21 protein-coding genes and 1 tRNA gene are annotated in these 24,421 nt (G+C 39.3%); 2 read left to right on the top strand and 20 right to left on the bottom strand.

Going from position 1 to position 24,421, the window contains the following annotated elements:
* Positions 1–5: 5 nt before the first annotated feature.
* From ACZ5GY_RS04005 to ACZ5GY_RS03940, 14 genes are all read right to left on the bottom strand, one after another.
* Positions 6–1,427 carry a V-type ATP synthase subunit B gene (locus tag ACZ5GY_RS04005; RefSeq protein ID WP_213695287.1) on the bottom strand — a complete coding sequence of 474 codons (1,422 nt, stop codon included), beginning with the start codon at positions 1,425–1,427 and terminating at the stop codon, positions 6–8.
* Positions 1,417–3,213 carry a V-type ATP synthase subunit A gene (locus ACZ5GY_RS04000; RefSeq protein ID WP_213699179.1) on the bottom strand — a complete coding sequence of 599 codons (1,797 nt, stop codon included), beginning with the start codon at positions 3,211–3,213 and terminating at the stop codon, positions 1,417–1,419. The genes ACZ5GY_RS04005 and ACZ5GY_RS04000 overlap by 11 nt, the downstream gene beginning before the upstream one ends.
* Positions 3,214–3,238: 25 nt before the next feature.
* The gene (locus ACZ5GY_RS03995) at positions 3,239–3,577 is read right to left on the bottom strand and encodes a V-type ATP synthase subunit F (protein ID WP_213692055.1); all 339 of its coding nucleotides are present in this window, start codon (positions 3,575–3,577) and stop codon (positions 3,239–3,241) included.
* A complete protein-coding gene (locus tag ACZ5GY_RS03990) occupies positions 3,570–4,580 on the bottom strand; it encodes a V-type ATPase subunit (RefSeq protein ID WP_213695285.1) in 1,011 nt (336 codons plus the stop codon). Before ACZ5GY_RS03990 ends, ACZ5GY_RS03995 begins: the two co-directional genes overlap by 8 nt.
* Before the next feature lie 16 nt (positions 4,581–4,596).
* Positions 4,597–5,178 carry a V-type ATP synthase subunit E gene (locus tag ACZ5GY_RS03985; protein WP_213695284.1) on the bottom strand — a complete coding sequence of 194 codons (582 nt, stop codon included), beginning with the start codon at positions 5,176–5,178 and terminating at the stop codon, positions 4,597–4,599.
* A gap of 24 nt (positions 5,179–5,202) precedes the next feature.
* Positions 5,203–5,682: a V-type ATP synthase subunit K gene (locus ACZ5GY_RS03980; protein WP_213690404.1), complete on the bottom strand. Its 480-nt coding sequence runs from the start codon at positions 5,680–5,682 to the stop codon at positions 5,203–5,205.
* Positions 5,683–5,723: 41 nt separating this feature from the next.
* Positions 5,724–7,730: a V-type ATP synthase subunit I gene (locus ACZ5GY_RS03975; RefSeq protein WP_213701508.1), complete on the bottom strand. Its 2,007-nt coding sequence runs from the start codon at positions 7,728–7,730 to the stop codon at positions 5,724–5,726.
* Entirely contained in the window at positions 7,717–8,043 is a 327-nt protein-coding gene (locus ACZ5GY_RS03970) for a cell envelope biogenesis protein TolA (protein WP_213690406.1), read from the bottom strand. Before ACZ5GY_RS03970 ends, ACZ5GY_RS03975 begins: the two co-directional genes overlap by 14 nt.
* A gap of 203 nt (positions 8,044–8,246) precedes the next feature.
* Positions 8,247–8,322: transfer RNA gene (locus ACZ5GY_RS03965), tRNA-Gly, on the bottom strand.
* Between the two features lie 160 nt (positions 8,323–8,482).
* Complete coding sequence (locus ACZ5GY_RS03960) at positions 8,483–11,494, bottom strand: S8 family serine peptidase (protein WP_464112024.1); 3,012 nt, start codon at positions 11,492–11,494, stop codon at positions 8,483–8,485.
* 157 nt (positions 11,495–11,651) lie between these two features.
* Positions 11,652–12,362, bottom strand: coding sequence for an SAM-dependent methyltransferase (locus tag ACZ5GY_RS03955; protein ID WP_464112023.1), 711 nt, complete (start codon positions 12,360–12,362; stop codon positions 11,652–11,654).
* Positions 12,363–12,817: 455 nt separating this feature from the next.
* A complete protein-coding gene (locus tag ACZ5GY_RS03950) occupies positions 12,818–14,902 on the bottom strand; it encodes a methyl-accepting chemotaxis protein (protein ID WP_464112022.1) in 2,085 nt (694 codons plus the stop codon).
* A gap of 257 nt (positions 14,903–15,159) precedes the next feature.
* Entirely contained in the window at positions 15,160–17,301 is a 2,142-nt protein-coding gene (locus tag ACZ5GY_RS03945) for an autotransporter outer membrane beta-barrel domain-containing protein (protein WP_464112021.1), read from the bottom strand.
* Positions 17,302–17,527: 226 nt separating this feature from the next.
* Positions 17,528–17,962, bottom strand: coding sequence for an L-2-amino-thiazoline-4-carboxylic acid hydrolase (locus tag ACZ5GY_RS03940; RefSeq protein WP_213691260.1), 435 nt, complete (start codon positions 17,960–17,962; stop codon positions 17,528–17,530).
* An 88-nt stretch (positions 17,963–18,050) separates the two neighbouring features.
* Between ACZ5GY_RS03940 and ACZ5GY_RS03935 the strand changes: the two genes are divergently transcribed.
* On the top strand, positions 18,051–18,485 hold the full coding sequence (locus tag ACZ5GY_RS03935; RefSeq protein ID WP_213691259.1) for an OsmC family protein: 435 nt from the start codon (positions 18,051–18,053) through the stop codon (positions 18,483–18,485).
* A gap of 28 nt (positions 18,486–18,513) precedes the next feature.
* On the opposite strand, the gene ACZ5GY_RS03930 is transcribed toward ACZ5GY_RS03935, so the two are convergent.
* From ACZ5GY_RS03930 to ACZ5GY_RS03915, 4 genes are all read right to left on the bottom strand, one after another.
* The gene (locus ACZ5GY_RS03930; protein WP_213701504.1) at positions 18,514–19,107 is read right to left on the bottom strand and encodes a dienelactone hydrolase family protein; all 594 of its coding nucleotides are present in this window, start codon (positions 19,105–19,107) and stop codon (positions 18,514–18,516) included.
* A gap of 62 nt (positions 19,108–19,169) precedes the next feature.
* Positions 19,170–19,601: a VOC family protein gene (locus tag ACZ5GY_RS03925; protein WP_213699227.1), complete on the bottom strand. Its 432-nt coding sequence runs from the start codon at positions 19,599–19,601 to the stop codon at positions 19,170–19,172.
* A 673-nt stretch (positions 19,602–20,274) separates the two neighbouring features.
* The gene (locus ACZ5GY_RS03920; protein ID WP_138205290.1) at positions 20,275–20,607 is read right to left on the bottom strand and encodes a CGGC domain-containing protein; all 333 of its coding nucleotides are present in this window, start codon (positions 20,605–20,607) and stop codon (positions 20,275–20,277) included.
* 50 nt (positions 20,608–20,657) lie between these two features.
* Positions 20,658–21,317, bottom strand: coding sequence for a Crp/Fnr family transcriptional regulator (locus ACZ5GY_RS03915; RefSeq protein ID WP_464112020.1), 660 nt, complete (start codon positions 21,315–21,317; stop codon positions 20,658–20,660).
* 86 nt (positions 21,318–21,403) lie between these two features.
* On the opposite strand from ACZ5GY_RS03915, the gene ACZ5GY_RS03910 reads away from it, so the two are divergent.
* Positions 21,404–22,111 carry an ATP-binding protein gene (locus ACZ5GY_RS03910; RefSeq protein WP_464112019.1) on the top strand — a complete coding sequence of 236 codons (708 nt, stop codon included), beginning with the start codon at positions 21,404–21,406 and terminating at the stop codon, positions 22,109–22,111.
* A 104-nt stretch (positions 22,112–22,215) separates the two neighbouring features.
* Here ACZ5GY_RS03910 and ACZ5GY_RS03905 read toward each other — a convergent pair whose 3' ends face one another.
* Both ACZ5GY_RS03905 and hcp read right to left on the bottom strand, forming a co-directional pair.
* Positions 22,216–22,707 carry an HD domain-containing protein gene (locus ACZ5GY_RS03905; protein WP_213692009.1) on the bottom strand — a complete coding sequence of 164 codons (492 nt, stop codon included), beginning with the start codon at positions 22,705–22,707 and terminating at the stop codon, positions 22,216–22,218.
* Positions 22,708–22,787: 80 nt separating this feature from the next.
* Entirely contained in the window at positions 22,788–24,416 is a 1,629-nt protein-coding gene (gene hcp, locus ACZ5GY_RS03900; RefSeq protein WP_323401580.1) for a hydroxylamine reductase, read from the bottom strand.
* Positions 24,417–24,421 lie beyond the last annotated feature (5 nt).

Below are 24,421 nucleotides of genomic sequence, written 5' to 3'. Positions count from 1 at the left end.
ACCCCCTACTCTGTAGCAGAAACTGCTTCTTTGTTTGTCTCCTCTTCGTGCAGCCTCGGTTTAAGATACTTCTCAATGTAAGCATCGCGAATACGCTTGAGTTCCTTCACCGGGATCATCGTTAAGAGATTCCAACCTAATTCAAGAGTCTCTTTCACTGTACGATTTTCATACTCCCCTTGGCGCACGTATTTATCCTCGAACTTATCAGCAAAACTTGCGAAAGCTTTATCTTCTTCAGTTAAAGCACCTTCACCAAGAATAACTGCAAGTTCTTTTGCTTCTTTACCTCGTGCATATGCCGCAAAGAGCTGGTTCATAAGGTCAGCGTGATCTTCCCGTGTTTTCTCCTTACCAATGCCCTTATCTTTCAAACGAGAAAGAGAAGGCATAACGTCTACTGGCGGATAGATACCCTTTCTGTGAAGCCCACGGCTCAAAATGATCTGCCCCTCTGTAATATATCCAGTGAGGTCTGGAATCGGGTGCGTTTTATCATCTTCAGGCATTGTCAAAATTGGAATCTGGGTGATAGATCCTTTCTTACCTTTAAGACGACCGGCTCTCTCATACATAGTCGCAAGGTCGGTGTAAAGATATCCAGGATAACCTCTACGTCCAGGAACCTCTTTACGAGCTGCTGAAATTTCACGAAGAGCTTCGCAGTAGTTCGTCAAGTCTGTCAGAATAACAACGACGTGCATGTCCTGCTCAAAAGCAAGGTACTCTGCAGCAGTCAACGCTAATCGAGGTGTTGTAATACGCTCAATTGCAGGGTCATCTGCCAAGTTAACAAACATAACCGTTCTCTGAATAGCGCCTGTTCTTCTAAAATCTTCCATGAAGAAAGATGCTTCTTCAAATGTAATACCCATAGCGGCAAAAACGACGGCGAAATCTTCGTGTCCACTGATAACAGTCGCCTGACGAGCAATTTGTGCAGCCATACGGTTGTGAGGAAGTCCGCTTCCGGAGAATATAGGAAGCTTCTGTCCTCGAACCATTGGGTTCATTCCATCAATGGTAGAAATTCCTGTCTGAATAAATTCAGAAGGATAATCCCGAGAGAACGGATTCATAGGCATACCGTTAATATCCAACTTCTTATCTGGAAGAATCGGAGCTCCACCATCTATAGGTTCGCCTCGTCCGTTAAAAATGCGCCCCAACATATCACGGCTCACTGGCAGGGTAAGAACTTTTCCAAGGAAGCGAAGTTTTGTTTCCTTAATGTCTATACCATCTGTTCCTTCGAATACCTGAACGAGAGCTCTATCAGACGTTATTTCGAGAACACGGCCACGGCGCATTTCTCCGCTAGCTAGCTCTATCTCAACGAGCTCGTCGTAACGCACATCCTTGGTTTTTTCCACAACCAGGAGCGGGCCCGACAGTTCTGTGATAGTACTATACTCCTTAGGCAGCATCACTATCGCCCCCCACTGGTATAAGTGCATTTATCTCAGATTTCATTGTTGCATCAAGAGAATCAAGCTGAGATATTTCTTTTTCATCAACATAACGCATACGTGCAATTTGCTCACGTACAGGCAAATTGAAGACTTCATCCATTGACGCCCCTCGTTTAAGTGCATCCATACCAAGATGATGGAATATCAGTATGTTCTTCAGCATCTTAAACTGTTTTTCCATAGAAGCATATGTATCGATTTCATGGAAAGCATTCTGGTGAAGGAAATCTTCTCTCAAAGATTTCGAAGTTTCAAGAACCATACGTTCTTCCTTAGAGAGAGCGTCAACTCCAACAAGTCGTACAATCTCTCTAAGCTGATCTTCTTCTTCGAGAAGAGACATGCCTTCAACTCGTAAGCCACTCCACTCATCATCGAACTTTGTATCCCAATACTTATCAAGAGTATCCGTATAAAGAGAATAGCTCAAAAGCCAATTTATGGCTGGGAAGTGTCGCTGATAAGCCAAGCTTGCATCAAGTCCCCAGAAAACCTTTGTAACTCGTAATGTGTTCTGGCTAACAGGCTCTGAAAGGTCTCCACCAGGAGGAGAAACTGCTCCGATAGCTGTTACGGATCCCTCTCTGCCGTCTGAGCCTAAGCAAATAGCACGACCAGCTCTTTCATAGAAAGATGCAAGTCGTGTACCCAAATATGCAGGATATCCTTCTTCACCTGGCATTTCTTCAAGACGTCCGGACATTTCACGAAGAGCCTCAGCCCAACGGCTTGTAGAGTCTGCCATTAAAGCAACTGAATATCCCATATCGCGATAATATTCAGCCATTGTAATAGCTGTATAAATGCTCGCTTCTCGGGCAGCAACAGGCATATTCGATGTATTAGCGATAAGAACCGTACGTTTCATCAATGGTTCTCCAGAACGAGGGTCTTCCAACTCAGGGAATTCAAGAAGAACGTCTGTCATTTCGTTACCACGTTCGCCGCAACCAACGTAAACAACAATATCCGACTCTGCCCACTTAGCCAATTGGTGCTGAATAACTGTCTTTCCAGATCCGAAAGGACCGGGGACACATGCTGTTCCACCTTTGGCTATGGGGAAAAATGCGTCTACAACACGCTGTCCAGTGGTAAGAGGGATAATGGGCGGTAAACGACGCGCAACTGGGCGAGGTTTACGTACAGGCCAACGCTGCAACATTGCAACATTGGTTTCCTTTCCGTCTTTATTTTTAATGACAGCTACCGTTTCTTCTACAGTAAATTCTCCATCTTTAATGTCAGCAACCGTTCCTGCAACACCGTAGGGAACCATTATTCTATGCTCGACAAGAACTGTTTCTCTAACAACACCGAGAACATCTCCAGCCTTAACTGCGTCTCCGGCTTTTACGCGAGGTTCAAATTTCCATTTTTTATTTCTATCGATTGCAGGTACATCGATACCACGAGATATAAAGTGGCTTTTAGCCGCTTCTTCAATTAAGTTCAAAGGACGCTGAACTCCATCGTAAAACTGCTCTATGATTCCTGGACCTAACTCGACGCTCAAGGGTGCCCCAGTACTGATAACAGGTTCGCCTGGCATAAGACCTGATGTTTCTTCGTAGGCCTGGATCGAAGCAAGGTCACCCTTAAGTTCGATTATCTCACCTACTAGTCCTATATTACCGACTCGCACAACGTCATACATACTGGCGCCATACATACCCTTTGCGACAACAAGCGGTCCGGATATTTTTTCTATGGTCCCTTTAATGACCTTTTCCGTGGCCACAATAAATCGCCTCCAGCATAAAAGTCTATTTCACTGCAAAGATATCCATCCCAACCGCTCGTTCCACGCTATTTCGGATGGATGCTAGCCCAGCTCCAGAACCTCCCTTGAGGCCAGGAATAGGCAATACGCTCACAGGATATTCTTCATTAATACTGTCCACAACAGACATATATTTCACAAAAAGAAATTCCTGTATAAAAACAACCGCATACTTCTCTTTGGCTAATTTCAGAAGGAGAGTTGCAAACTTCTCATCATCTTCTTCAGAGATCACGAAAGGTTTAACCCCCACTGCCTGAAAAGGAAGTACTGTTTCGTATTCGCCAATGGCTGCCATTGGTTGGTTCAGTTCATTAGCCACGACGCATCAACCTCCTTGCCAGGTCTTTATCCATGCCATTTGCTACAGAAACTAGGGCTATTCTTAGATTTTTAGCCTCAATTTCTTTATTCCACAAATAACTTAAGACATTCTCTGGGGCAAAAGCACCATATTTGGCTGTTTTCAAAATCCCTGTTATGTAATCGTCCAGTACCTTCTCCATCTCAACAAGAAGTGCATTCATATCAGAACTATCCTGAATTAATGAAAGTGCCTGCCCTATGTCCGCATATGAAAGAACCCTAGTCCAGCTCTCTATTGGCTCAGAAAGCATAGCTAAAAGTTTCTCAACAGAAACAAAGCCTCCAGCGTGAAGATACGGTTCTACCGCAGTAGTGTCTTTTTCCATTCTTTTAAGACGAAGCATATTCCGCAAATTTTCCGCGTCAATCTTACCGCGTACCCACAACAACGGGGTTTCATAATCCAGTTCACGGGCCATTTTCAACATTTCTCGGAATAAGACTCCGTCTAAGAAACACTCTACATCTAGCACATTATGTGTCTGCTCCCACAAGGCCAATGCCTTGGGAAAGGCCAAATGAAGATTATAAGGAAGCAAACGGAAATCTTCACTTTCTACAGCCATAATCATGTCGTCAGTAGGAATATTTCCTAAATGGGTTAAAAGCTCAAAACGGCGATCTTCTCCTTCACGTTGAAGAATTTGACTTTTTAAAAGCACTTTCACGTTATGAAAATCATAGGGCAAACGGCATATCTCAACTAATTTAGCGTCAGGAGCAAATTTAGCAACTTCATCGTAAACATAAAGAAGCTCTGACTCTATTGCCTTGTCAAATTCAGCGTTTGTCTTAAGCTCGGCAAACCAGGAAGCATAAACAGTTTCACCTAAAACTTTCATTGCGCTATCCAAGTCGCCACTATCGATAAGTCTCTGCAGCACGCTATCATCGAGAAGGCGGTTTTCCATAGCCCGCAGGCGAGCAACTGTATATCCATACCGCACTGCTGTAGCCATGCTGCCCACCTCCCGTCTACTCAGAGAACAGCCGTTTTGCAACGTCTGCCTCTATATCTTCTCTAACCCATTTAATCAGCATATCGAAAGAACAATTCGTATCGATCTCGCCTTTTCTCAGGATAAATCCTCCAGAGATAGGGGAGGTTGCCTTGTCAAAAGTAAGAGAAGTCTTATGTTTTTCGTTATATTTATTCAGCCATTCTTCGTTGAGATTCTTCTCTTTGGCTGAGACAAACAGTGTTTCTTTTCCAGTGTCTACAGCCTTTTCAAGAAGTTTCTCGCAAAAGTCCACATACCTCTCCGCAGGAAGATTTGCCATTTCATGCAAAGCTCCATCAAAAGCATGAGATATAAGATCCTGCCGAGCCCCAAGCATTATTTTTTTCACATCGAGGTTAGCCACGATTTCACGGCGTTTAAGGACTTCGGGTTTTTCAGCGCTAAAGCGATCACTATAAGAAGACTCAATCTTACTAACTTCTGCCTCAGCAGCTTTTCGGACTTCGTCTGCTTTTTCTTTTGCAACTTCAAGTATTTTTTCAGCTTCTAATTTTGCATCTGCCTCGATTTTTACCTTTATATCTGCCAAAGACATTACTATTCACCTCTGGCTCAACGGTTAAATCTGAATGCCGTTGAGTAGGATGATGCTCATAAGAAGAGCAAGAACAGCATACGTCTCAACCATAGCCGGTAAAATAACAGCCTTACCGGTTTCTTCTGGCCTTTTCGCTATCATCTGAATACAAGCCGCAGATGTTTTTCCCTGGGCAATCGCCGAAAAATAACCTGCAATGGCGATGGGAAGGCACGCAAAGAAAATGCCAAGGCCCTGCCACACGTTAATACTAACGCTTGCTCCGCCACCGAGAAGACCTACCTTTAAAATAGCAAAGAACGCTATAAGAAGGCCGTATATGCCCTGTGTCCCAGGCAATGCCTGAAGCAAAAGGACAAGACCGAATTTACCAGGATCCTCTGTCATAACTCCGGCTCCTGTTTCACCTGCAATACCAACGCCTATAGCTGAACCTGCACCTGCAAAACCAGCGGCCAATGCCGCACCGAGAACTGCCAACATAATTCCGAGAAGATTCATACTAACAAACACTCCCCTCATTCTTTGAACTTAATATGCAACTAAGGTTCTTTTTTCTCAGGAATAGAAACAAAATTTGTATTGAGCGCTAGCGGGGCGAAGCTTCTGCCACCACCTGAATAAAACTTACTGAAGAACTCTACGTATTGCAAACGCAATGAATGGACAAACGCTCCCAAAACGTTAACAGCAACACTGAACAAATGTCCACCTAAAAGAAGAATCAACGCTAAAATCCAACCAACAAAAGGGATACCTCCAGCAAGACCTGCCAACATATTAATAATTGACGCAATGGCTGCAGAAGCAAGACCTAATGCTAGCAATCGGCTATAACTCAAAACATCTCCAAGGTAAGCTGTTACATTGTAAAGGCTGAGCACACCCGAAATGGCCTTTTGTACAATGCCGCTTTTTGCCCGACCCTGTGTCGACACAAGAATTACAGCACCTAAAATTGCTAAGATTTTACCGATTCCTCCTATACCTCCAGATAATTTTCCGCTCGCAGCTCCTCCCAAGAGCAAGAGTCCCGTGAGGAAAACTATCCATCCGCCCTGATCAGCAAAAGCTCCCATATAATCTTTTTTGCGCAGACAATCGTAAAAGGCAATAAACAGCCCAAAGAAAAGCTGCACAATACCCAATGCCAGTGATACAAAAAGTATTGTCATCGGGTCATCCATAGGATTAATCAAAACTGGGATATTTTTGAGAGGACGTAAGAACTTAAACATACCAAAAGCATCAATAAGATCTCCAAACCAGCTACCAGTTACAGATCCCACAAGAATAGTTGCAATGGCTGAGAAAATAAACAATTTGAAGAACTGTTTAGTTCCATGGGGCATGCGCTTAAACTTTTTCATGAAAAATGCGAAAAATCCAAGCATTATGAGCCCATACCCACCATCCCCTAAACACATTCCAAAAAATACGAAGAAAAATGGTGCTAAAAACGGGGTGGGGTCAAGTTCGCCATATTGTGGTACTCCATAAAGTTTCGTAAGGGTTTCGAAAGGAAGGGAAAACCCTTTATTAACCAAAAGAGTAGGAGGTTCATCTTCTGGTTCCGGATCGGAAACAACTAACTCAAGAACAGACTGATACGGAACAAGGTCCTTTTTCAATTGCTCAACTGCAGAAGAAGGAACCCACGCCTTAAGGATAACAGTTTTATCCGTAAAGCTACCATTGATCAGCGCTTCCTGTCTTGACTTGAGAATTCCCCAATAATCACTGAGAGCTCTTATTGTAGGAACCCACTTTTCAGCATTTTCTGTTACTACAGCTTGAATTTCCTGTTCTTCACGCTCCAAAGCATCTTTGCGAGCATCAAGACTGATTAACTCTTCCCCAACACTGAGTTTTAAATGAGCAGGAATATCAATGCGGGAAAATGAATATTTTGAACACACATCTAGAACTTTTTGTTCTAAATCTCTTCGATAGAAAATAGCAACCCAAGTTTCCTTTTCTTTCTCCCCATAAGAAGCAATGAAAAATTCACCGCTATCGCCTAACACTTCGCCAACAGCCTGCTTCCAGCTGGCCAAATGGTCAACAGGCATTGTCCCAACAGAACCTTTTACAAACTGGGTTCCGTTAGAAAGAAGATCAAGAGCATACGGCAACTCCGTAAGGTTTGAAAGAATAGATTTTGTTCCCTCAATTTGAGTAATTTCCGAATGAATTTCCACAAGCCTACGCTCAAGAGTACGCATTTCTTCTGCACATTTTTGAATATCTGTTTTTTCAGAAAGGTTAATAAGCTCCTGAACAGAACAATTCGGTCTTTCTCCTAACGCTCGAGCTAAAGGAGAAATCGTATCATTAAAATTTGGTTCTAAAAAACGCAGAAGGAAACGTATTTCACTGAGCAAGTTATCAATATGTTGCAAACGAGATGAAAAATGATCCCCAGAATCATCAAGCTCCTGCCGTGAAATAATTTCACAGGAACCTGACTTTTGGAGGACTGCCAGCACATCCTCAATCACTGAATTGTGAACGTAAAGTTCAAGTTTGTTAAATCTAGCCACGGCCATATCTAGCCATCACCTCTTCCGCAATCCAGGCAGCGGTTTCTTTAACTCGCCCCTGATGGCTATTTAGAAAAGCTTGCGCGCTTTCTTCACCTGTCTTGACTATTTTCTCCGCTTTAGCTTCAGCCTCCTGCTCCACTTTTTGCAAATTGTCTCGATATTGTCTGAAGGCCTTTTGTTTTGTTTCTTTAACTCGCATTTCAGCCTCATTCTTTGCTTCACTGATTAAACGAGCTGCTTCATTTTTTGCATCTTTAACCATTTGCTTTGCTTCCGATTCTGCTTTTTTGATTTCATCAGCCAGGTTCGTCGCCATACCACCCACCTCCTTCCTGCTTCAACAAAGTATTCATCAGTGTAGGCTGTATTTGAGCATAAAGCCTGAGTTATTGTAATACCCATAAAAATTTGTGTCAAACTTAACAAATTATCAAAATGTTTATAGTATGATAATTTAAACTATTAAATTTACATTTAAAGGGGATTTTTTTCACTAAGAAGGCCCGCTCCACAAAAAAATGGAGCGGACAACGGGATTCGAACCCGCGACCCTTAGCTTGGGAAGCTAATGCTCTACCAGCTGAGCTATGTCCGCGCCACCGATAGCACATTATAAACGTGGAACCTTCTTTTTGCAACACGCCCTACCCCACATTCTAAAAGAATGGATCTCATCGTTAATAATATAACACTCTTATATTTAAAATCGTTTTTATCTTTTATATATTTCACTTTTTATTTAAGGACCACTCTATCTACCAGAAATGAGCCATCTTAAGAGATATTTTTCTCTGATTACCTCGATTAGAAAACTCTGTTTCAATTTTCCCTTCTATCATCCAATCATCCGCAAATTGTTTTTCCCCTTTTAAAGATAGGAGAAGCCAGTCTCTGCTTTGTTCATTACCCTTTACAGTAAAATAATCAGAAGGAGCGCCTGCAAAAGCAACTAGGAGATCTGGATTTTCTCCAGATAATACACGTTTATAACCTGCAATAAATTGACAATAGCTATCATTAGTCCTCTTTGCGAATTCTAACCCTATAGTACCGGTTGAATACGTATTTGTTAAGCTTTTAACCTTCTGCGAATAAATTCCTGCTCCACTTTCTTCATATCCATCTTGCCAATACTTAGAAAGGACGAATGAAAAAAATGGATGAACATACCAATCTTCGCATTCCCCTTTAGAAGAAGACCATCTTGAATGAATTCCAAACTCTACATTTTTACTGTCATAATTACTTAAAGCTTCAAGCCCTAAACTTGAAATATTACGGCAAAGATCATACTTTTGCATTCCACCAGCAATATATGTCTGTAGATGAAGAGAATCTTTTTGGTAGCTTCCATATAATCCCAAACGCCAGTCTTCTTCATCACCAGATGTGAACAAGCCGTCTACTGATCCTTCTCCGTAAGCAAGCATCTTTCCAACATGCCAATATTGATTAACCTCGTTATCTCTTCCCACAACAACGTTGAAGGTTTTAGTTCGCAATTCACCTAATCCCAGCCTGGAATCACTATCAAGTTTCTTACGACCATTACTCAGTTCTCCCCACCATGAAGAATTTATACGCCGTGATGAAAAGGAGGTTTGCCCCAACACTTCATTCAAGGGAGTCATTGTAATTAAACAAGCTTGTGCCCCCCCGTAAATTTCCTCATACGCTCGACGAGCTTGTTTATCTGATAAATTATAAAGAGGATCCAGCTGCCTCTGAGTAGAAGAACCTTCGAAAGTTATAAACATCTCTTCCAAACGAGAGGCTGTATCATTTTGAATAGGCGTTAAATGCGCCAAAGAATCAAGAGAGGCAATTTTATTAATAAAAACCACTGCCTCATGTGTATCGTGAACTGCTTCTGCCTCTAAAAAAGCGGAAAAAAGGTTAGGAGCAAAAACTCCGGAAATGCCGCTGCTTGCTCGTAAAAATTGATAACGGCTATTGGGACGTAAAGCTGATTGGCTTAAAGGACGAACAGTAGTCCCATCAATATCTGCAGAACCATTAACTACGAGATGTCCATTTTCCAGTGCATCTACCACTACTTCTATAGCACCATCGCTTTCTAGGTTTCCTCTTATTGTTAAAGTACCTGGCTGATTCATTTTCCCAGGGCGCAATGTACCATGGTTAATCATATTACTTTCAAGAACACCACTTCCTGATAAGGTTCCTTCTGCTTCGCTATAGACATTAGCAACAACTGAACCGTCTATTTGTAGCTCTCCTTCAGAAACAACACTGACTCCCATATACGAATTATCTCCCGTAAGAACAAGTGTTCCTCTACCAGTTTTGTTAAGTCCGACAGGTAACCCTGCTAATGTCCCCGTAATAGCCCTTTTTTCTCCTATGTCATTGCTCCACACGCTATAATACCCATGAGTATCAATAGAGTAGAGAGCTTGAGCAATACCATATTGGATGTTTATATCGTGGGAAGATAGACGTCTGGCATTAAAAAGCCCAGGACCACGGACAGCCTTCCCCACATCTAGCAAGCCTTGTCCAAAAACTGCCTCTCTTTGAACATTATCGTAAATATTCATATGCGGTTCTACCCAAGCTAGCCAATCATCTGCTGTCAGAAAATAGCGTTTCAAAAAGTCAGCCGCCTGATAGTAATCGCGCAAATCCTGCTCTATTTGATCTGGGGAAGGACGAACATTTTCTAAATAGAGCAAATTTGCACCTCCTATAAAAGGCCGATAGTTTTCATCATATTTTGTAACAAGACTGAGTGTATATCGCGGCAAATCAAAATGATTATTTGCAGTGGAAAGAACAACATCAACCAATTGTTTTCCATTCATATAGGGAAAAGCCTGCTGCACCAAACCTAAAGTTGCACTTACATAAGGAGCTGCCATCGAGGTTCCACTCATATTTATATATCCACTACCTGTACCACCAGAATAAGCAGAATTGATATCTACACCTGGAGCAGCAATGCTATTTTCTTCAACCTTTTGAGCCAGATTTGAAAAATTAGCAACAAAAGCGGGATCACTTGTATTTTTACTGGGATCAAAGGCTACGACACTTAAGGTGTTTCCCGCTAGTTCTGGAAAATAATATGCAAGTCCCCCCTCATAACAAGGACCAAGGTGTCCATCATTTCCTGCAGCAAAAACAAGCACTTTATCGTAATCCAAAACCATTTTTCTAAAATAATCAGAAGAAAGAGGATTCATGGAAATATATTTATTTATATTATTTATTCTATCTTCCTCTGTTTTAACGTCATCAAGATAGAATTCAGAAAAAGTTCCCCAACTATTATTTATAATCTTCGCGTCTTCAATAAGATACGTTTTAGGATACAGATACCCTAATTCGTTGTCAGAAAAAGAAGTGCGTAAAGAAACTACCCCTGCATCAAAAGCCAATCCATGCATTCCTATATTATCTTTATTAGCAGCCATTATTCCCGCAACATGCGTTCCATGATCATTTTTATTCCAATCCCATGGATCCATCGAAGTAGGGTATTCCAAATGAGGATTTTTCCCAAAAAATTCCGGATGACTAAAGAGAACTCCGGTATCAGCCAGCGCTAATGTGATCCCTTTGCCTGTAAAACCAAGCGCATAGGCATCTGCAGCGTGAATAGCATCCAAACCGGTGCTATTCCAATATTCCCATGTTTTAAAATCATCAGCTGTTGAAGCTTCAACAAAAGAAACATAAAAAAACAGGAGAAATAGAGGCAAAAATATGCAAAAAAGAAAATAAGTCCACAAACGTTTGAACACAACAATACTCTCCTTAAATTAAATAGAAATCTCTCAATCCTCTCTGAATTTAATCTTACTGTATTCTATATGTTTCTAAATAAAAATTAAAGCCAAAGACAAAAAACTTGTCCTTGGCTTTTAACTTTATTCATATACATCGTTAGCTATACGTTACTTATTTTACTGTTGCTATTAAACCTATTGTGTCAAAATATTGACCATTTTCAGCTTTCATCATTTCTATATCCCTCTTGGCGTATGGGTTATCACACTCTAGCCAATCTTCCCATGCCTTTTTGTGGCAAGATAAAGACAGACTTTGTTCTATTTTTATCTTCATAGACTCTCTCCATAAAGCATGCCACCAACTTCTTGAATAAAAATTCATATCTTCTTCTTGCCAATAAGGCTTTATGACCTCAGGAACATCATTAAAAAAATCTTTTTTCAATCCAGGAATGGCAACTGCTATAATGCCATCTTTCTTAGTCAAAGGAACTATATACTCGTCTAAGAAGCCCCTTTTTGCACCAAAATAGTGATATGCGTCTACACTAATAACTACATCAAAGAAACCTTTAGCATAGGGTAATTCATGAGCATCTGCATGGATTGGAATAATTTTATGGTCAAGCTGAACAGATTTAAACCGTTCATAATTATCTGTTGCATCAATCCATAGATCTGTAGCAAACACTTCTACATCGTATATTCCTGCTAGAAAAATTGATGTTAGACCCATACCGCAACCCAAATCTAAAACACGCATCCCTGAATGTAATTCTACTGAAGCTAAAAGCTCTTCAAGAATTCTGACACAATTTGGTCCCATCATGTTTTGAAGCAAGAATTCCCTAGTAAACAAATCTTCTCTTTTGGTTTTCATTTTTGCATTCCTCTCTTATCTGTGGGGTTGTTTCTTTATACCATCTATTGAGTAAAAGAGAGACCTCCTTCATGTTTCTGAAACAAAAGAGAGCCACAAGATTTAATCTCATGGCTCTCTTCAACAAGAGTTACATTCTTTACGAGGAATATAAATATATTCTCCTTCAACATAGTTTTGAAGAATATCTAGTAAACCTTTTGGCAACCGCTCAGATGCCTTTATATAGCCCACAATGCTCCCTCCCAAATCGTTATTCTATCTATTTAGGACTGAGCAAAGGCTATTCCACGTTTACGATTTGTTTATGCAATAGCCTTTGCTACGCATAACAAACCGAATCCATCATAATAATACAAATCTCCCCTTTTAAATAATTTGTGTTAATCAACCATAATTATACTTTACTTAGAAACAAAATGCTTCTACGTTCTTTGTTGACATGAAGAAGACTCTTAAACTTTAAATTTTTCAATGACGCTTTGCATCTCTACTGCCAACTTAGATAATCCTTCACTAGACGAAGCTATTTCTTCCATAGAAGCCAACTGTTCTTCAGTGGCCGCTGAGACATTCTGTGCTTCATTTGCCGCGGTTTTGCTCAATTGATCAATCTCTTGAGCTGAACCTACAATTTGCTGACTACCCGCAGACATTTGTTCAATAGCCTTTGATATTTCTATAACTTGGCGAGATACTTCACTTACTAAAAGCGAGATTTCCCGAAAGGATTCTCCTGTAGCAGAGACAACGTCTGCACCTAATCTAACTTCCTTCGTACCAGTACTCATAGCAAGAACGGCATCATCTGTGTCTGACTGAATTTCGCCTATTAAATCAGAAATTTGTTTGGTCGCTTTTTGGGCCTGTTCTGCCAACTGTCGAACCTCTTCCGCTACTACAGCAAAACCACGTCCATGCTCTCCTGCACGTGCAGCTTCAATAGCAGCATTAAGAGCTAAAAGGTTTGTCTGATCAGCAATGCTGTGAATCGTATTGACAATCTGTCCAATTTCCTTGGATCGATCACCTAATTTTGAAATGACTCTAGCGGAAACATCAACAGTTTCTTCAATTCTATTCATTTGACTAACAGCTCTTTCGACAGCTTTATCACCATTCTCAGCACTGTTAACCGCTTGTTTTGATTGAGAAGATACTTCATTTACATCTATAGCTATTTGTTGGATGCTCGCAGATATCTCTTGAACGACATCAAAAGTATTTTTTGCTGCATCACGTTGATCTTTAGCTCCTTGTGCCATTTCTGTAATTGATACAGCTACTTGATTGGCTGATTGAGCTGATTGCTCTGAACTTAACGATAGCCGTTCAGATGCGCAAGCTACCTCTCCTGATAGATGCCGCACTTTTGAGATAATAATTCTAAGATTACTTAAAAATTGATTCACTGCTTTCGCCAAGTCTCCAAGTTCGTTTTTACTGTCTATCTTAATCTCTTGCGTTAAGTCTCCACCTTTTTGAGCAAGTATTGAAAGTTCTTGTTGTAAAACAAAAAGAGGGCCAGTGATTTTTTTAGAAAACCAATATGAAAATAAAGCAGAAATCAAGATAACAACTACTCCTATAATAATGTTTTTTGTCGCAACATTATTTATAAAAGCTAATGCAGAGCTTTTTTTCTGAACCATAACTAAATTCCAAGGAGAAGAATTTCCTGGCATTGAAACACTTCTATAAGCACAAAAATAGGCATCACCATTAATATCTGTATACTCTCCTACTCCCGTTTCTCCGTTAATAACTTTGTTAATAATGTTTTTTAATGTCGCAGAAATAGCAAAATCAACTTCTTCTGTCAATTCATTTCCTTTTATATCTCTTAGAATATGACCTTGGCTGTCTTTTTTTAATATTATTTTTTTCTGTGTTTTATAATTAAATAACTCTGCAACTTGCTCCTTATCTGGGTGAGCCACAACAATACCCTCACCATCTAAAAGATATGCGTAACTACCCGCTCCAAAGTTATATTTCTCCACCATTTTTTGAAGTGTACTTGTTTCAATATCTGCCATCATTACGCCAACTAGCTTATTTTCACGATACATTCCGTTTACAGCCGTAGTAACGGCCATATTTCCAGCAACAGAATAATAAGATTTTGTAATATAGGATTTCTTTTTGTTTATAAATTCTTTAAACCACCAACGATCAGCTCGATTAGCTAAAACACCACTCGACCGAGCTGTTTGATCCCCATTAAGAGTATGACTGGCAAGAAGCTGAAAAAAAGGATATCGTTTCACCATATGTTCCAATATACTTTTTTTATTTTCTTTATCGCCGTTGACCATGTCTCCATTTATGGCAACTTGTGCATTAAGGTTATAAGCATTCTGCATAAACTGAGCTATATTCGCAGCTAAGCTTTCAGCTAAAATTGCATTAGTCTGTTGGATATTCTTTGCGTATCCAGAAGATATCAAATAATAACTAACGGAAAGAGACAACACTATTGCAAAGATTACCAATGTGCAATTTATGAGGATAAATTGATGGCGAATAGATTTAAACATACATAGCTTCCTCCCTTTAATTTATGATAATTAGTGAAATGTGGTTGTCATTTAGATGTAATCAAGATATATAGATGTCGCGTAAAATACCTCCTAATGCATTCAGAATTCTCTTTACCAAAAACATTAAAAATTCAAAATGCCATTTTATAATAAAATTCAAAAAAAAGTCACTTAGAGTTACATCTAAGTGACTTTAGCAAGGTAATAAACTCTCTTTAAATAACGTTTGCTTTTATCGGATTAAGTCTACTTCTCTAAAACCTCCATCGACAGCCTAGTGAGACTCCCCAATCCTTACTGGTGGTGTCGCCCCACGATCTTTCGGCATCGAGGTAGATCTGGTAATTCGGCGTGTCCTTTACAAATCCAAAACCCGCTACCACCTGGTCTCCTTCAAGAGTCGTCTCAAAACCTGTGCCATCCACCCGAACCGTGCTGTCTCCCTCGAATTCCTGTATCCAGCTCACCTTCCCGTATAGCTGCTGGCTGCCTCCTGATTCGCAGGCTCTCTGTCTACCGAAGACGCCACCAACTCGAAGCTGAAGGGAACGGCTTCGATCTGCCTCTACATGAAGACCATTCTCGCTGATGTAATCGGCGCTTCCCGCCCAAAAGCCTGAGACCTCCATCTGCGGTTCCACAAAGTAACCATCTCGCGTATCGATGTGTCTGCCAACTTCTGCTGAGAGTCCGAATCCCCTGTTCTTAAAAGAACCTTTATCGTAAGAGCCGCCAAGTACCGGGGTGGTAAAACTATGATCGAAGCTGTTGTATTTGCCGATAATATCGAGATAGAAACCGTCATCTCGAAGCCAGCTCTGGTAGAGCCCGGCATAGATGCTTTCTGTATCTCCTGAACCTCCGCTGGTAAAGCTGTTATCTGCTTCGGCATATCCCAAAACAAAACCGGTAAAGCTCTTTCCATTTTTGTAACTTCGGGGACGGTCCTTCCCCACTTCTATGCCATGAATCTTCTGATCGTAGTCTGTTCCTCCAGATGGGCTTACACTGTATTTCGTTGCGTAGGTCCGTGCCCAGATATCGCCGCTGTTCTGACTTCCCATGCGAAGTTCACCCATACGCTTCTTGATGTCATTCATTTCGCTGTACCAAAGAGAATGAATGGCCGCACTTTCGTTCATAAGGCCACGAACCGGCGTCGATGGCGCATAGGTATTGTAGAGATAATAGTCTCTCTCATCTAACCCACTATGAGTAGAAGACAAGGCCGAACCTTGTGCCACACCGAAACGATAGATACCGATATCACTGCCTCCGTCAAAGGTAGCCGTGTTGGTAGCACTGTCTCCGATGTCGACAACCTTTACAACACCACTATTCCCCTCGCTGTTGTTCACAGCCACATAGTGATTGCCACTGGCACTGTTTTCAATATAGACACGGTCAGAAGTGCCGGCATGTAGGTCGGAGTTGAGATGGAAGGTGCCGTTGTTACCGGAAAGGTTGCGGACTGTCAGTGTTCGGTACGTGTCTCCGGTTGGGGCAGTAAAGCGGAAATGACCGGAACCGAAGATGAGATTTGTAAGGTTGGAGTCGCCTGGGGTTGTCCATGTGGCGTTGCTATTGAGAGTAATGTTGCCTGTCGATGCACTACCTACTCTTGTTGTGCCATAAAGCCAACTGCCATTTTCCGCAACAATATTAATTGTACCTCTATCATAAGAGGAGTTGAAAAGCATCTCACGTCCAATAATAGATTGACCATCAACCCTAACTCTAATCTGCCCCTCATATAATGTCTCAAAAGCAATTCCTGCCGACTGAATAGCAACATTATTTAAGGAGGCTATTCCCCTAGAAGTAGCCATCACAGCATGATTTTCATTTCCCGTAGTAACAATGTTTCCATTATTCATGGTAATAGTTCCTTCTATTACGGAAAGAGCCTCACTAGACGACGAATTGTTATTAACAACAATGGAAACGTCATTCAGTACAATCGACGATGAGGCATTCTCCACATGGGCTCCGTCTCCCCCTAAACTTGTGACATAGAGACTGCCTCCATTCATGGTAATCATGCCTCCAAAATAACTACCAACACCGTGACCATTAAGCCCCAAATTCTTAATAACAACGTTGTTAAGAGTAATGCTGCCATTATCCCGAGCATATGCACCACGGCCGCGTTCCATGCCTGTTTCAGTACTCCATACAGTAATCGACAAATCATTCATCGTAGCAGTTGTGTTCGAATTCTTCACGGTGAGTGCACTGCCCGTATTTGTAACAATATTGTCAGTGACCATGTGAGATTGCCCATCATCAAAAAGTAATGGCCCAGTATCCGCCCAGCTCTTCGATATCCCAGGTACCATAAGCAATGTCCAAAGCGCGTAAAAAGCTAACAAGCAGTACCCTCTTCGCCTTATCATGAAGGCCTCCTAACGAAATGACATAAGTTTATTTATTTTTAAATATATACAACTAAGTTAAAAATACGTCTAGCTTTTATTTTAACTTGTATTCTTTTTGTCCCGTTCCAGAATAGAAAATCGCCTAGACGGATGTCTCAGGCGATAATATAATATCTATATTAAATTTAACGAACATAAAATCTTTAATGTAACTCAATTTAAAATAAACAATTGAATTGATTATTTATAATTCTACCGTAACAAAGCACTTATCATCATTCCATAACGTTTTTCGAACAGAAAAAGTGGCACTTGGTTTAATGCCCTTAATCATCGCTTCTATCGGTGAGAGGCAATAAATTTGACATGGGCTACTTGCTCCCATTTTTTTGCACATAGAGCACAAGATACAGCTCATATTTACTGCAAAAAAGCCATTTTCAATATCTTCACAATTCCAACTGGCACAACCAAACAAATTTTGAACATTTACAAATGCTTGTTTAGGATCTTGAACACTAAATTTCTTAGCCAACATCGCTCCATTTTTCATTTGTTCATTGCGCTTTTGTCCCATGATTTTTTCTAATATCCCCTCGTTGCTATATCGTAAGGTTGAATCAGCAAGGGCCGCAGCATAACATAGCTGTAACATCTTGAATTTTTCTTCGAGATTCATTTTCTGACCTCCATCGTTATTTTTTAAATCTCTACAAAAGATCTTATTTGGGTAGTCAAATGCAATTAATAATGAAAGGATGATTAATGTGAATAATAACCAGTCGGAAGTAAATGTAAAACTAACAAATCAAAAAGTTCAATTCAGCGGCGTATCAAAAACTAACCCTAATCATCCGATTGTTTTTGATTACCTACCCCCTTTAGGCGATGGACAAGGCTATAAAGGTCTCGAATTATTACTTATGAGTTTTGCCGGATGTGTAAGTACAACTATTGTGTATTTATTGAGAAAAATGGGGAAAAATGTCTCGGGATTCACTATTAAAGCAATAGGGATAAATAGAGCTCAACCTTTATCGCTTCAGAAGATTGATTTTGAAGCTATTTTAGAATCTAGTGATGCTAGTGATTTGGATCTTAAAAATGCTATATTACAAGCTGAAAAATTATCTCCCGTATGGGTAACATGCAAAAACGATATTGAAGTTAATACGAAATCCAGAGTAATAAAGGTTTATTGAAATCAAATTTTTTTAACAACAAGCGATCTTATTGTATGTTTCTTTTTATAAAATCATGAATATATAAATTTGATATTTGGGTTTGTTTTGAATTGTACCACTCTGCATATTTATCCATGAAGCCATGCAATGCTTCCAATTTGAATATCTCTACATTAGACTTTTTTCGAAGCTCCCCGACGATATTGTCGACATTAAAAGAATCTTGCTCTGCAAATAGCAAAAGAGTCGGACAAAATGGCTGCAGAAAAAGATAATCACGTATACGAGAACCGTAACAACATATAATTCCGTTACACTTCACGTTCTCACAACATCGCCATGCGATAGTTGCTCCTATACTGAATCCAATAATAAAAATTTTTTCATAATTGAGCGCTAAGTGCTTTATTAAACTTTCAATTTCTTTATAAACGTCAAAGCCTACATTGCTAACAAAATATTCATACGCATCATGGGTCTCTGCATATGAAAAATTGTCGCGTCTCAACATATCTGGACAAAACACATCAAATCCTTGCCCATGAAATTCTGCACACACGTCTTCAATGAAGTTATTTAAACCATATATTTCGTGAAGAACAATAATTGCCATTGTATTATGACTTTTATATTCGTACATTCATTAACCTTTCAAAGCGAAGTAGAGATTAGAGCAACTTCGAAATAGATATTAAAAGAAACTCACAATACAAGCATATCATTCTCGTCAAATGACCAAGAAGGATTATATGCAACCTCCCAATAATAGCCATTTGGATCGATAAAATAACCGCTATAACCACCCCAGAAAACTCTTTGCGGTTCTTTGGCTATAGTTGCTCCTGCTTTTTTTGCAAGATCCATAATTTCATGTACCTCAGCCTCACTTTTCACATTGTAAGCTAAAGTAATTCCTGCAAAACCAGAAGCGATCTGTGGCGGATTCATCTCATTGATATCTTCAGCTAGAAGTTCCAATGGATATAATTCGAATTTTGTTCCGGTAGTGTTAAAGAAAATAACTTTCGGTTCATCTTCTGTTACATCAGTAGAAAAACCTAGCCCGTCACGGTAGAAACGAATTGACTGGGCCATATCCTTTACACCGAGACAAATAATACTAATCCTATTCACAAAAAAGCTCCCCTTTCACTAAAAACTTAAGAATATCTCTAGTTTAATATTTATTTTCTTAAATTATATCCAAAAAGCGGTAATCGGGTAGGAGGCTAAGCAACTAGTTGGTCAGCCGACCTCCCACAGCACCGTACGTACCGTTCGGTATACGACGCTTCCAAATATCCGCCACATTTACACCTTCTGATTTCGTGTAGCTATTGGGCTTTGACTTGTTATGCAGCCTTACCCTCAGAAGATTGCCTGATGTGATTCCTGTTCGTCAGACCGGAGGTTTGCCGCCAGCTTCCTTCAGATCCCACCTCGCGATAGACACCCTTGCTCTTGGCTATGTGCTTGCCGCTACAGGCCGCACTCGGGACTTTCACCCGTTAGATTGCGCCCATGCTGGGCGCACATAAAAAACTCCTAGCAAAACTAGGAGTTTTTAGAGCAGGTTATCTTTTTTGTAATAAAGCAACACTCTCCACATGGCTCGAGAGGACTTTTATAATGTCAACTCAACCCACTTTCGTTTAGGTAACATATTATAATAACTTCGACCGAGTTTCACCCTTATTTTTTCTATATTATAGAATAAATAACGCAAGTTCCTTAGACATATTGTTGACAGCCTAAAGGTTGTGGGGATAGATGAAATATTAAGTAATCATTTTATTAAAAGCTACGTTTAGTGCGTATAATCTATGATAGTTACACTATCGCCTAGTTTTTTAATAATTGCTTCTTTCATTTCCTTAGCGTGTGGACAGGCAAAACCAATGGGATTCCCTTTCGTAATACAAGAGCACAAAACTATTGTATCAGCACCTCTTTTAACCATTTCTGCAGCTCTTGTTACTGCTTTTTTGCCAGGGCATCCTCCGCAAGTATTAAACCCTATAATCTCAATATCTCCTTCTACTCCTTCGAATGCACACTTTTTTTCTTTAATGACTTTAAAATCTGTTGTTCCAGGACACATATCCTCTGTTTGCATACATCTAATTAATCCAACCTTCATAAAAAATTCCTTCTTAATATAATCTTTTAAAAAATAGTAACTAATTTATTTTAAAGAATTTCAAATTCATTCTTATTGAATTTTAACAATCCTTCATCTCGCATATTAGATAGCTCACGTGACAGTGCACTTCTATCTACACAAAGATAAAATGCAAGTCCTTCTCGGTTATAAGGTATTAAAAATTTTTTTGAATGATTCATTTGAACTTGTGTATTGAAAAATGCTAATAACTTTTCTCTTGTAGTACGTTTAGATAATATCTCCATTTTTTGATTCAGCATTATATTTTTTCTTGCAATCATAGAAAGCATATTTTCTATCAGATTCCAATGAAAAACACAGGCATTATTACACGTTTTGATGATTCGTTTACAATCAATAAACATTATTTCGCAATTCTCAGTGGCTTGCACTGTAATAGGACATTCATAAATATCAGCATATGCAAATGCTTCTGCAAAAATATCATTAATACCTAAATGAGAAAGAATATTGATATTACCTTCGATATCTTCTTTTATTATTTGAATGCCACCTGACAAAACTATTCCAACATAGTGAACATGAGCACCTTGTTGTATTATCAAATCCCTTTTTTTATAATAATTAACCTTTGCAGATAGGCAATTTAAAATACTTTCCAAATCATTCAAATTAAAATTATTGAACAATTCATTATTTTGTAGTTGCTTAAGATATTTCTTCATAGCTCACCTCTTATGTTGCAAATGCAACCGACATCTTATGTTCGTTATACTATACTAATACTATAAAAAACAAGGAGGACTTCAAAATGATTAGAAAAATAATAAAAATAGATGAAGATAAATGTAATGGTTGCGGATTATGTGTTACAGCCTGTCACGAAGGAGCCATTGGTATGGTAAACGGAAAAGCAAAGCTTCTTCGTGATGATTATTGTGACGGACTTGGTGACTGTTTACCGGCTTGCCCAACCAATGCAATCAGTTTTGAAGAAAGAGAAGCAGTAGCATATGAAGAGGCGGCGGTAAAGATGAATATGGAAAATAAGCAACCTGAAAATTTGGCTTGTGGTTGTCCTGGTACTCAATCAAAAACGTTCAAGCGTAATGTTATTAGTGAAACCAAGGCAGAAACATCTGCAACAATACAAACCCAATTGAACCAGTGGCCAGTACAAATTAAACTTGCTCCACCAAACGCACCTTACTTTAATAATGCTCACCTACTAATTGCAGCCGACTGTACAGCATATGCATATGGCAATTTTCACAATGAATTTATGAAAAACAAAATAACCCTTATAGGCTGTCCAAAGCTGGATGAAGGTGATTACAGCGAAAAGTTCACTGCCATACTAAAAATGAATAATATAAAATCTTTGACAGTAGTAAGAATGGAAGTTCCATGCTGTGGTGGTATTGAAAATGCTGTTAAGACAGCCCTTCAAAACAGTGGAAAACTCATTCCTTGGCAAGTCATAACAATTTCAACTGATGGCAAAATTCTTGAAGCATAATTCATAAACTATATATCTTTACACCCGCAAAGTCTAGGACACTAAATCTTGCGGGTGTTCTTATTTTTTCTATATCAAAAAGTATTCTTAATTCTTAGTTTAGACTATGATAAATACATTTGTTTCAAAAAGTTTATCCCTGCATCCGTTTTATAATAATTGTCTCTTATTTTACAAATTTCTTCCTGCGAAATTTCATCTTCATATATATTGATTAAAAAATCTGCTTCAACAAGAATTTGAAAATCTATGCCATCAATAGCTGTATATGTATGATGATGTCCTACAATAAAACACACTCTTGAAATTATAGTGTCTTCAAAATCAAGCTTTTCAAGTAATTCCTTTGCTAAAGCAGGTCCTTCAATTTGTTGATACTTTCCTGAACTCGAATTATATTTCTGCTCACTTAATTTAATTCCAATATCATGAACAATTGCTGCAATTTCTAAAACTTCTTGGTTTAAGCAATCTACCTTCTCCATCTCTCCAATTGTTTTTGCGAAGCTATATACTTTCATAAAATGATTAATTCTTTTCACATCACTTGCATAATATTTAATCATTTCATTTATTAAAACAGATTTTTTATCCATGCTGTATCCCTCCGTTTATAAAACAACTCCTGACAAAGGCTATCAATTGTCAGGAGTTATATATTGTTTATTTATTAATTTTATGACATGAATAACTTAATATCATCCTCAACTGTACCAATACCTGCAATACCGAATTTCTCAACCAAAACCTTTGCCACATTAGGAGACAAGAAGCCAGGTAGTGTTGGTCCTAGATGTATGTTTTTCACACCTAGATACAGTAATGCCAAAAGAACAATAACTGCTTTCTGTTCATACCAAGCTATATTAAAGGCAATTGGTAACTTATTGATATCGTCCAGACCGAAAACTTCCTTAAGTTTTAGTGCTATAACTGCTAGTGAATAAGAGTCATTACACTGACCTGCATCAAGTACTCTTGGAATTCCGCCAATGTCACCTAAATTCAATTTGTTATAACGATATTTAGCACAACCCGCAGTAAGTATTATAGTATCCTTTGGAAGCTTTTCAGCAAATTCTGTATAATACTCTCTTGACTTCATTCTTCCATCGCACCCTGCCATAACAAAGAACTTCTTAATTGCACCAGATTTAACAGCCTCAACAACTTTGTCCGCAAGTGCAATCACCTGATTGTGAGCAAAGCCGCCTACAATGCTTCCCGTCTCAATTTCTTCTGGCGAAGGCAGTGTCTTAGCAAGTACTATGATTTGTGAAAAGTCTTTTTTTCCATTTTCATCGGCTTCAATATGTGTGCAGCCAGGATAACCGGTAGCTCCAGTAGTAAAAATTCTGCCCCTTACTTCTTCGCTTCTAGGCGGAACAATACAGTTCGTTGTAAAAAGAATAGGGCCACGGAAGGATACGAATTCGTCAAGCTGTTTCCACCATGCGTTTCCGTAATTTCCTGCAAAGTTGTCATATTTCTTGAAAGCAGGGTAATAATGTGCAGGAAGCATCTCACTATGAGTATATACGTCAACACCTGTGCCCTTAGTTTGCTCAAGAAGCTGCTCAAGATCAGTTAAATCATGACCCGAAATAAGAATGGCAGGATTTTTTCTTACCCCGATATTTACCTCGGTAATCTCTGGATTTCCAAATCTCGTTGTATGTGCCTCATCCAACAAAGCCATTACCTTAACACCGTATTCTCCGGTCTTGAGTGTTAATGCAACAAGGTCATCAGCTGTAAGAGAATCGTCTAGTGTTGCCGCCAATGCTTCGTAAATAAAAGCATTAATGTCTAAATCCTCTTTGCCAATATTCTTTGCGTGTTCGCCATAAGCCGCCATACCCTTAAGTCCATAAATAATCATTTCACGCAAGGAACGAATGTCTTCATTCTCTGTTGAAAGCACACCCACAGATGCTGCTTTTTCAAGCATAGCTTCTCTGGAATCAACTGTGAATATTGATGCATCATGCAAATCTTTGACTTTGACAGTATTTTTCAGTTCATCTCTTAGCACTATCATTTTCTTAATTTGATTTTCAATATGACTGTCGTCAAAATTTGCGTTGGTAATAGTCATAAATAAGCTGCTTAAAACTTCATAATTAGTCTTATCCAGATTATTAATATCAACCTTTCCTTTTACAACAATATCTGAAATGCCTTTAAGCGTGTATACCAGAAGATCCTGAAGTTTTGCAACTTCTTCATTCTTTCCGCAAACACCTTTCACTGTACAACCTGTGTTTTTTGCTGTTTCTTGACATTGATAACAAAACATACTCATTTTGA

The organism is Aminobacterium thunnarium, from assembly GCF_055390565.1.
The sequence above is the reverse complement of the archived record's forward strand: the minus strand, read 5'-3'. Positions and strand labels throughout refer to the sequence as shown.

Coding starts and splice junctions, on each gene's coding strand:
- ACZ5GY_RS04005 (WP_213695287.1), bottom strand. CDS start 1,427: ATGCTGCCTAAGGAGTATAGTACTATCACAGAACTGTCGGGCCCGCTC.
- ACZ5GY_RS03990 (WP_213695285.1), bottom strand. CDS start 4,580: ATGGCTACAGCAGTGCGGTATGGATATACAGTTGCTCGCCTGCGGGCT.
- ACZ5GY_RS03985 (WP_213695284.1), bottom strand. CDS start 5,178: ATGTCTTTGGCAGATATAAAGGTAAAAATCGAGGCAGATGCAAAATTA.
- ACZ5GY_RS03980 (WP_213690404.1), bottom strand. CDS start 5,682: ATGAATCTTCTCGGAATTATGTTGGCAGTTCTCGGTGCGGCATTGGCC.
- ACZ5GY_RS03975 (WP_213701508.1), bottom strand. CDS start 7,730: ATGGCCGTGGCTAGATTTAACAAACTTGAACTTTACGTTCACAATTCA.
- ACZ5GY_RS03970 (WP_213690406.1), bottom strand. CDS start 8,043: ATGGCGACGAACCTGGCTGATGAAATCAAAAAAGCAGAATCGGAAGCA.
- ACZ5GY_RS03955 (WP_464112023.1), bottom strand. CDS start 12,362: ATGAAAACCAAAAGAGAAGATTTGTTTACTAGGGAATTCTTGCTTCAA.
- ACZ5GY_RS03950 (WP_464112022.1), bottom strand. CDS start 14,902: ATGTTTAAATCTATTCGCCATCAATTTATCCTCATAAATTGCACATTG.
- ACZ5GY_RS03945 (WP_464112021.1), bottom strand. CDS start 17,301: ATGATAAGGCGAAGAGGGTACTGCTTGTTAGCTTTTTACGCGCTTTGG.
- ACZ5GY_RS03940 (WP_213691260.1), bottom strand. CDS start 17,962: ATGAATCTCGAAGAAAAATTCAAGATGTTACAGCTATGTTATGCTGCG.
- ACZ5GY_RS03930 (WP_213701504.1), bottom strand. CDS start 19,107: ATGTACGAATATAAAAGTCATAATACAATGGCAATTATTGTTCTTCAC.
- ACZ5GY_RS03920 (WP_138205290.1), bottom strand. CDS start 20,607: ATGAAGGTTGGATTAATTAGATGTATGCAAACAGAGGATATGTGTCCT.
- ACZ5GY_RS03915 (WP_464112020.1), bottom strand. CDS start 21,317: ATGAAGAAATATCTTAAGCAACTACAAAATAATGAATTGTTCAATAAT.
- ACZ5GY_RS03910 (WP_464112019.1), top strand. CDS start 21,404: ATGATTAGAAAAATAATAAAAATAGATGAAGATAAATGTAATGGTTGC.
- ACZ5GY_RS03905 (WP_213692009.1), bottom strand. CDS start 22,707: ATGGATAAAAAATCTGTTTTAATAAATGAAATGATTAAATATTATGCA.
- hcp (WP_323401580.1), bottom strand. CDS start 24,416: ATGAGTATGTTTTGTTATCAATGTCAAGAAACAGCAAAAAACACAGGT.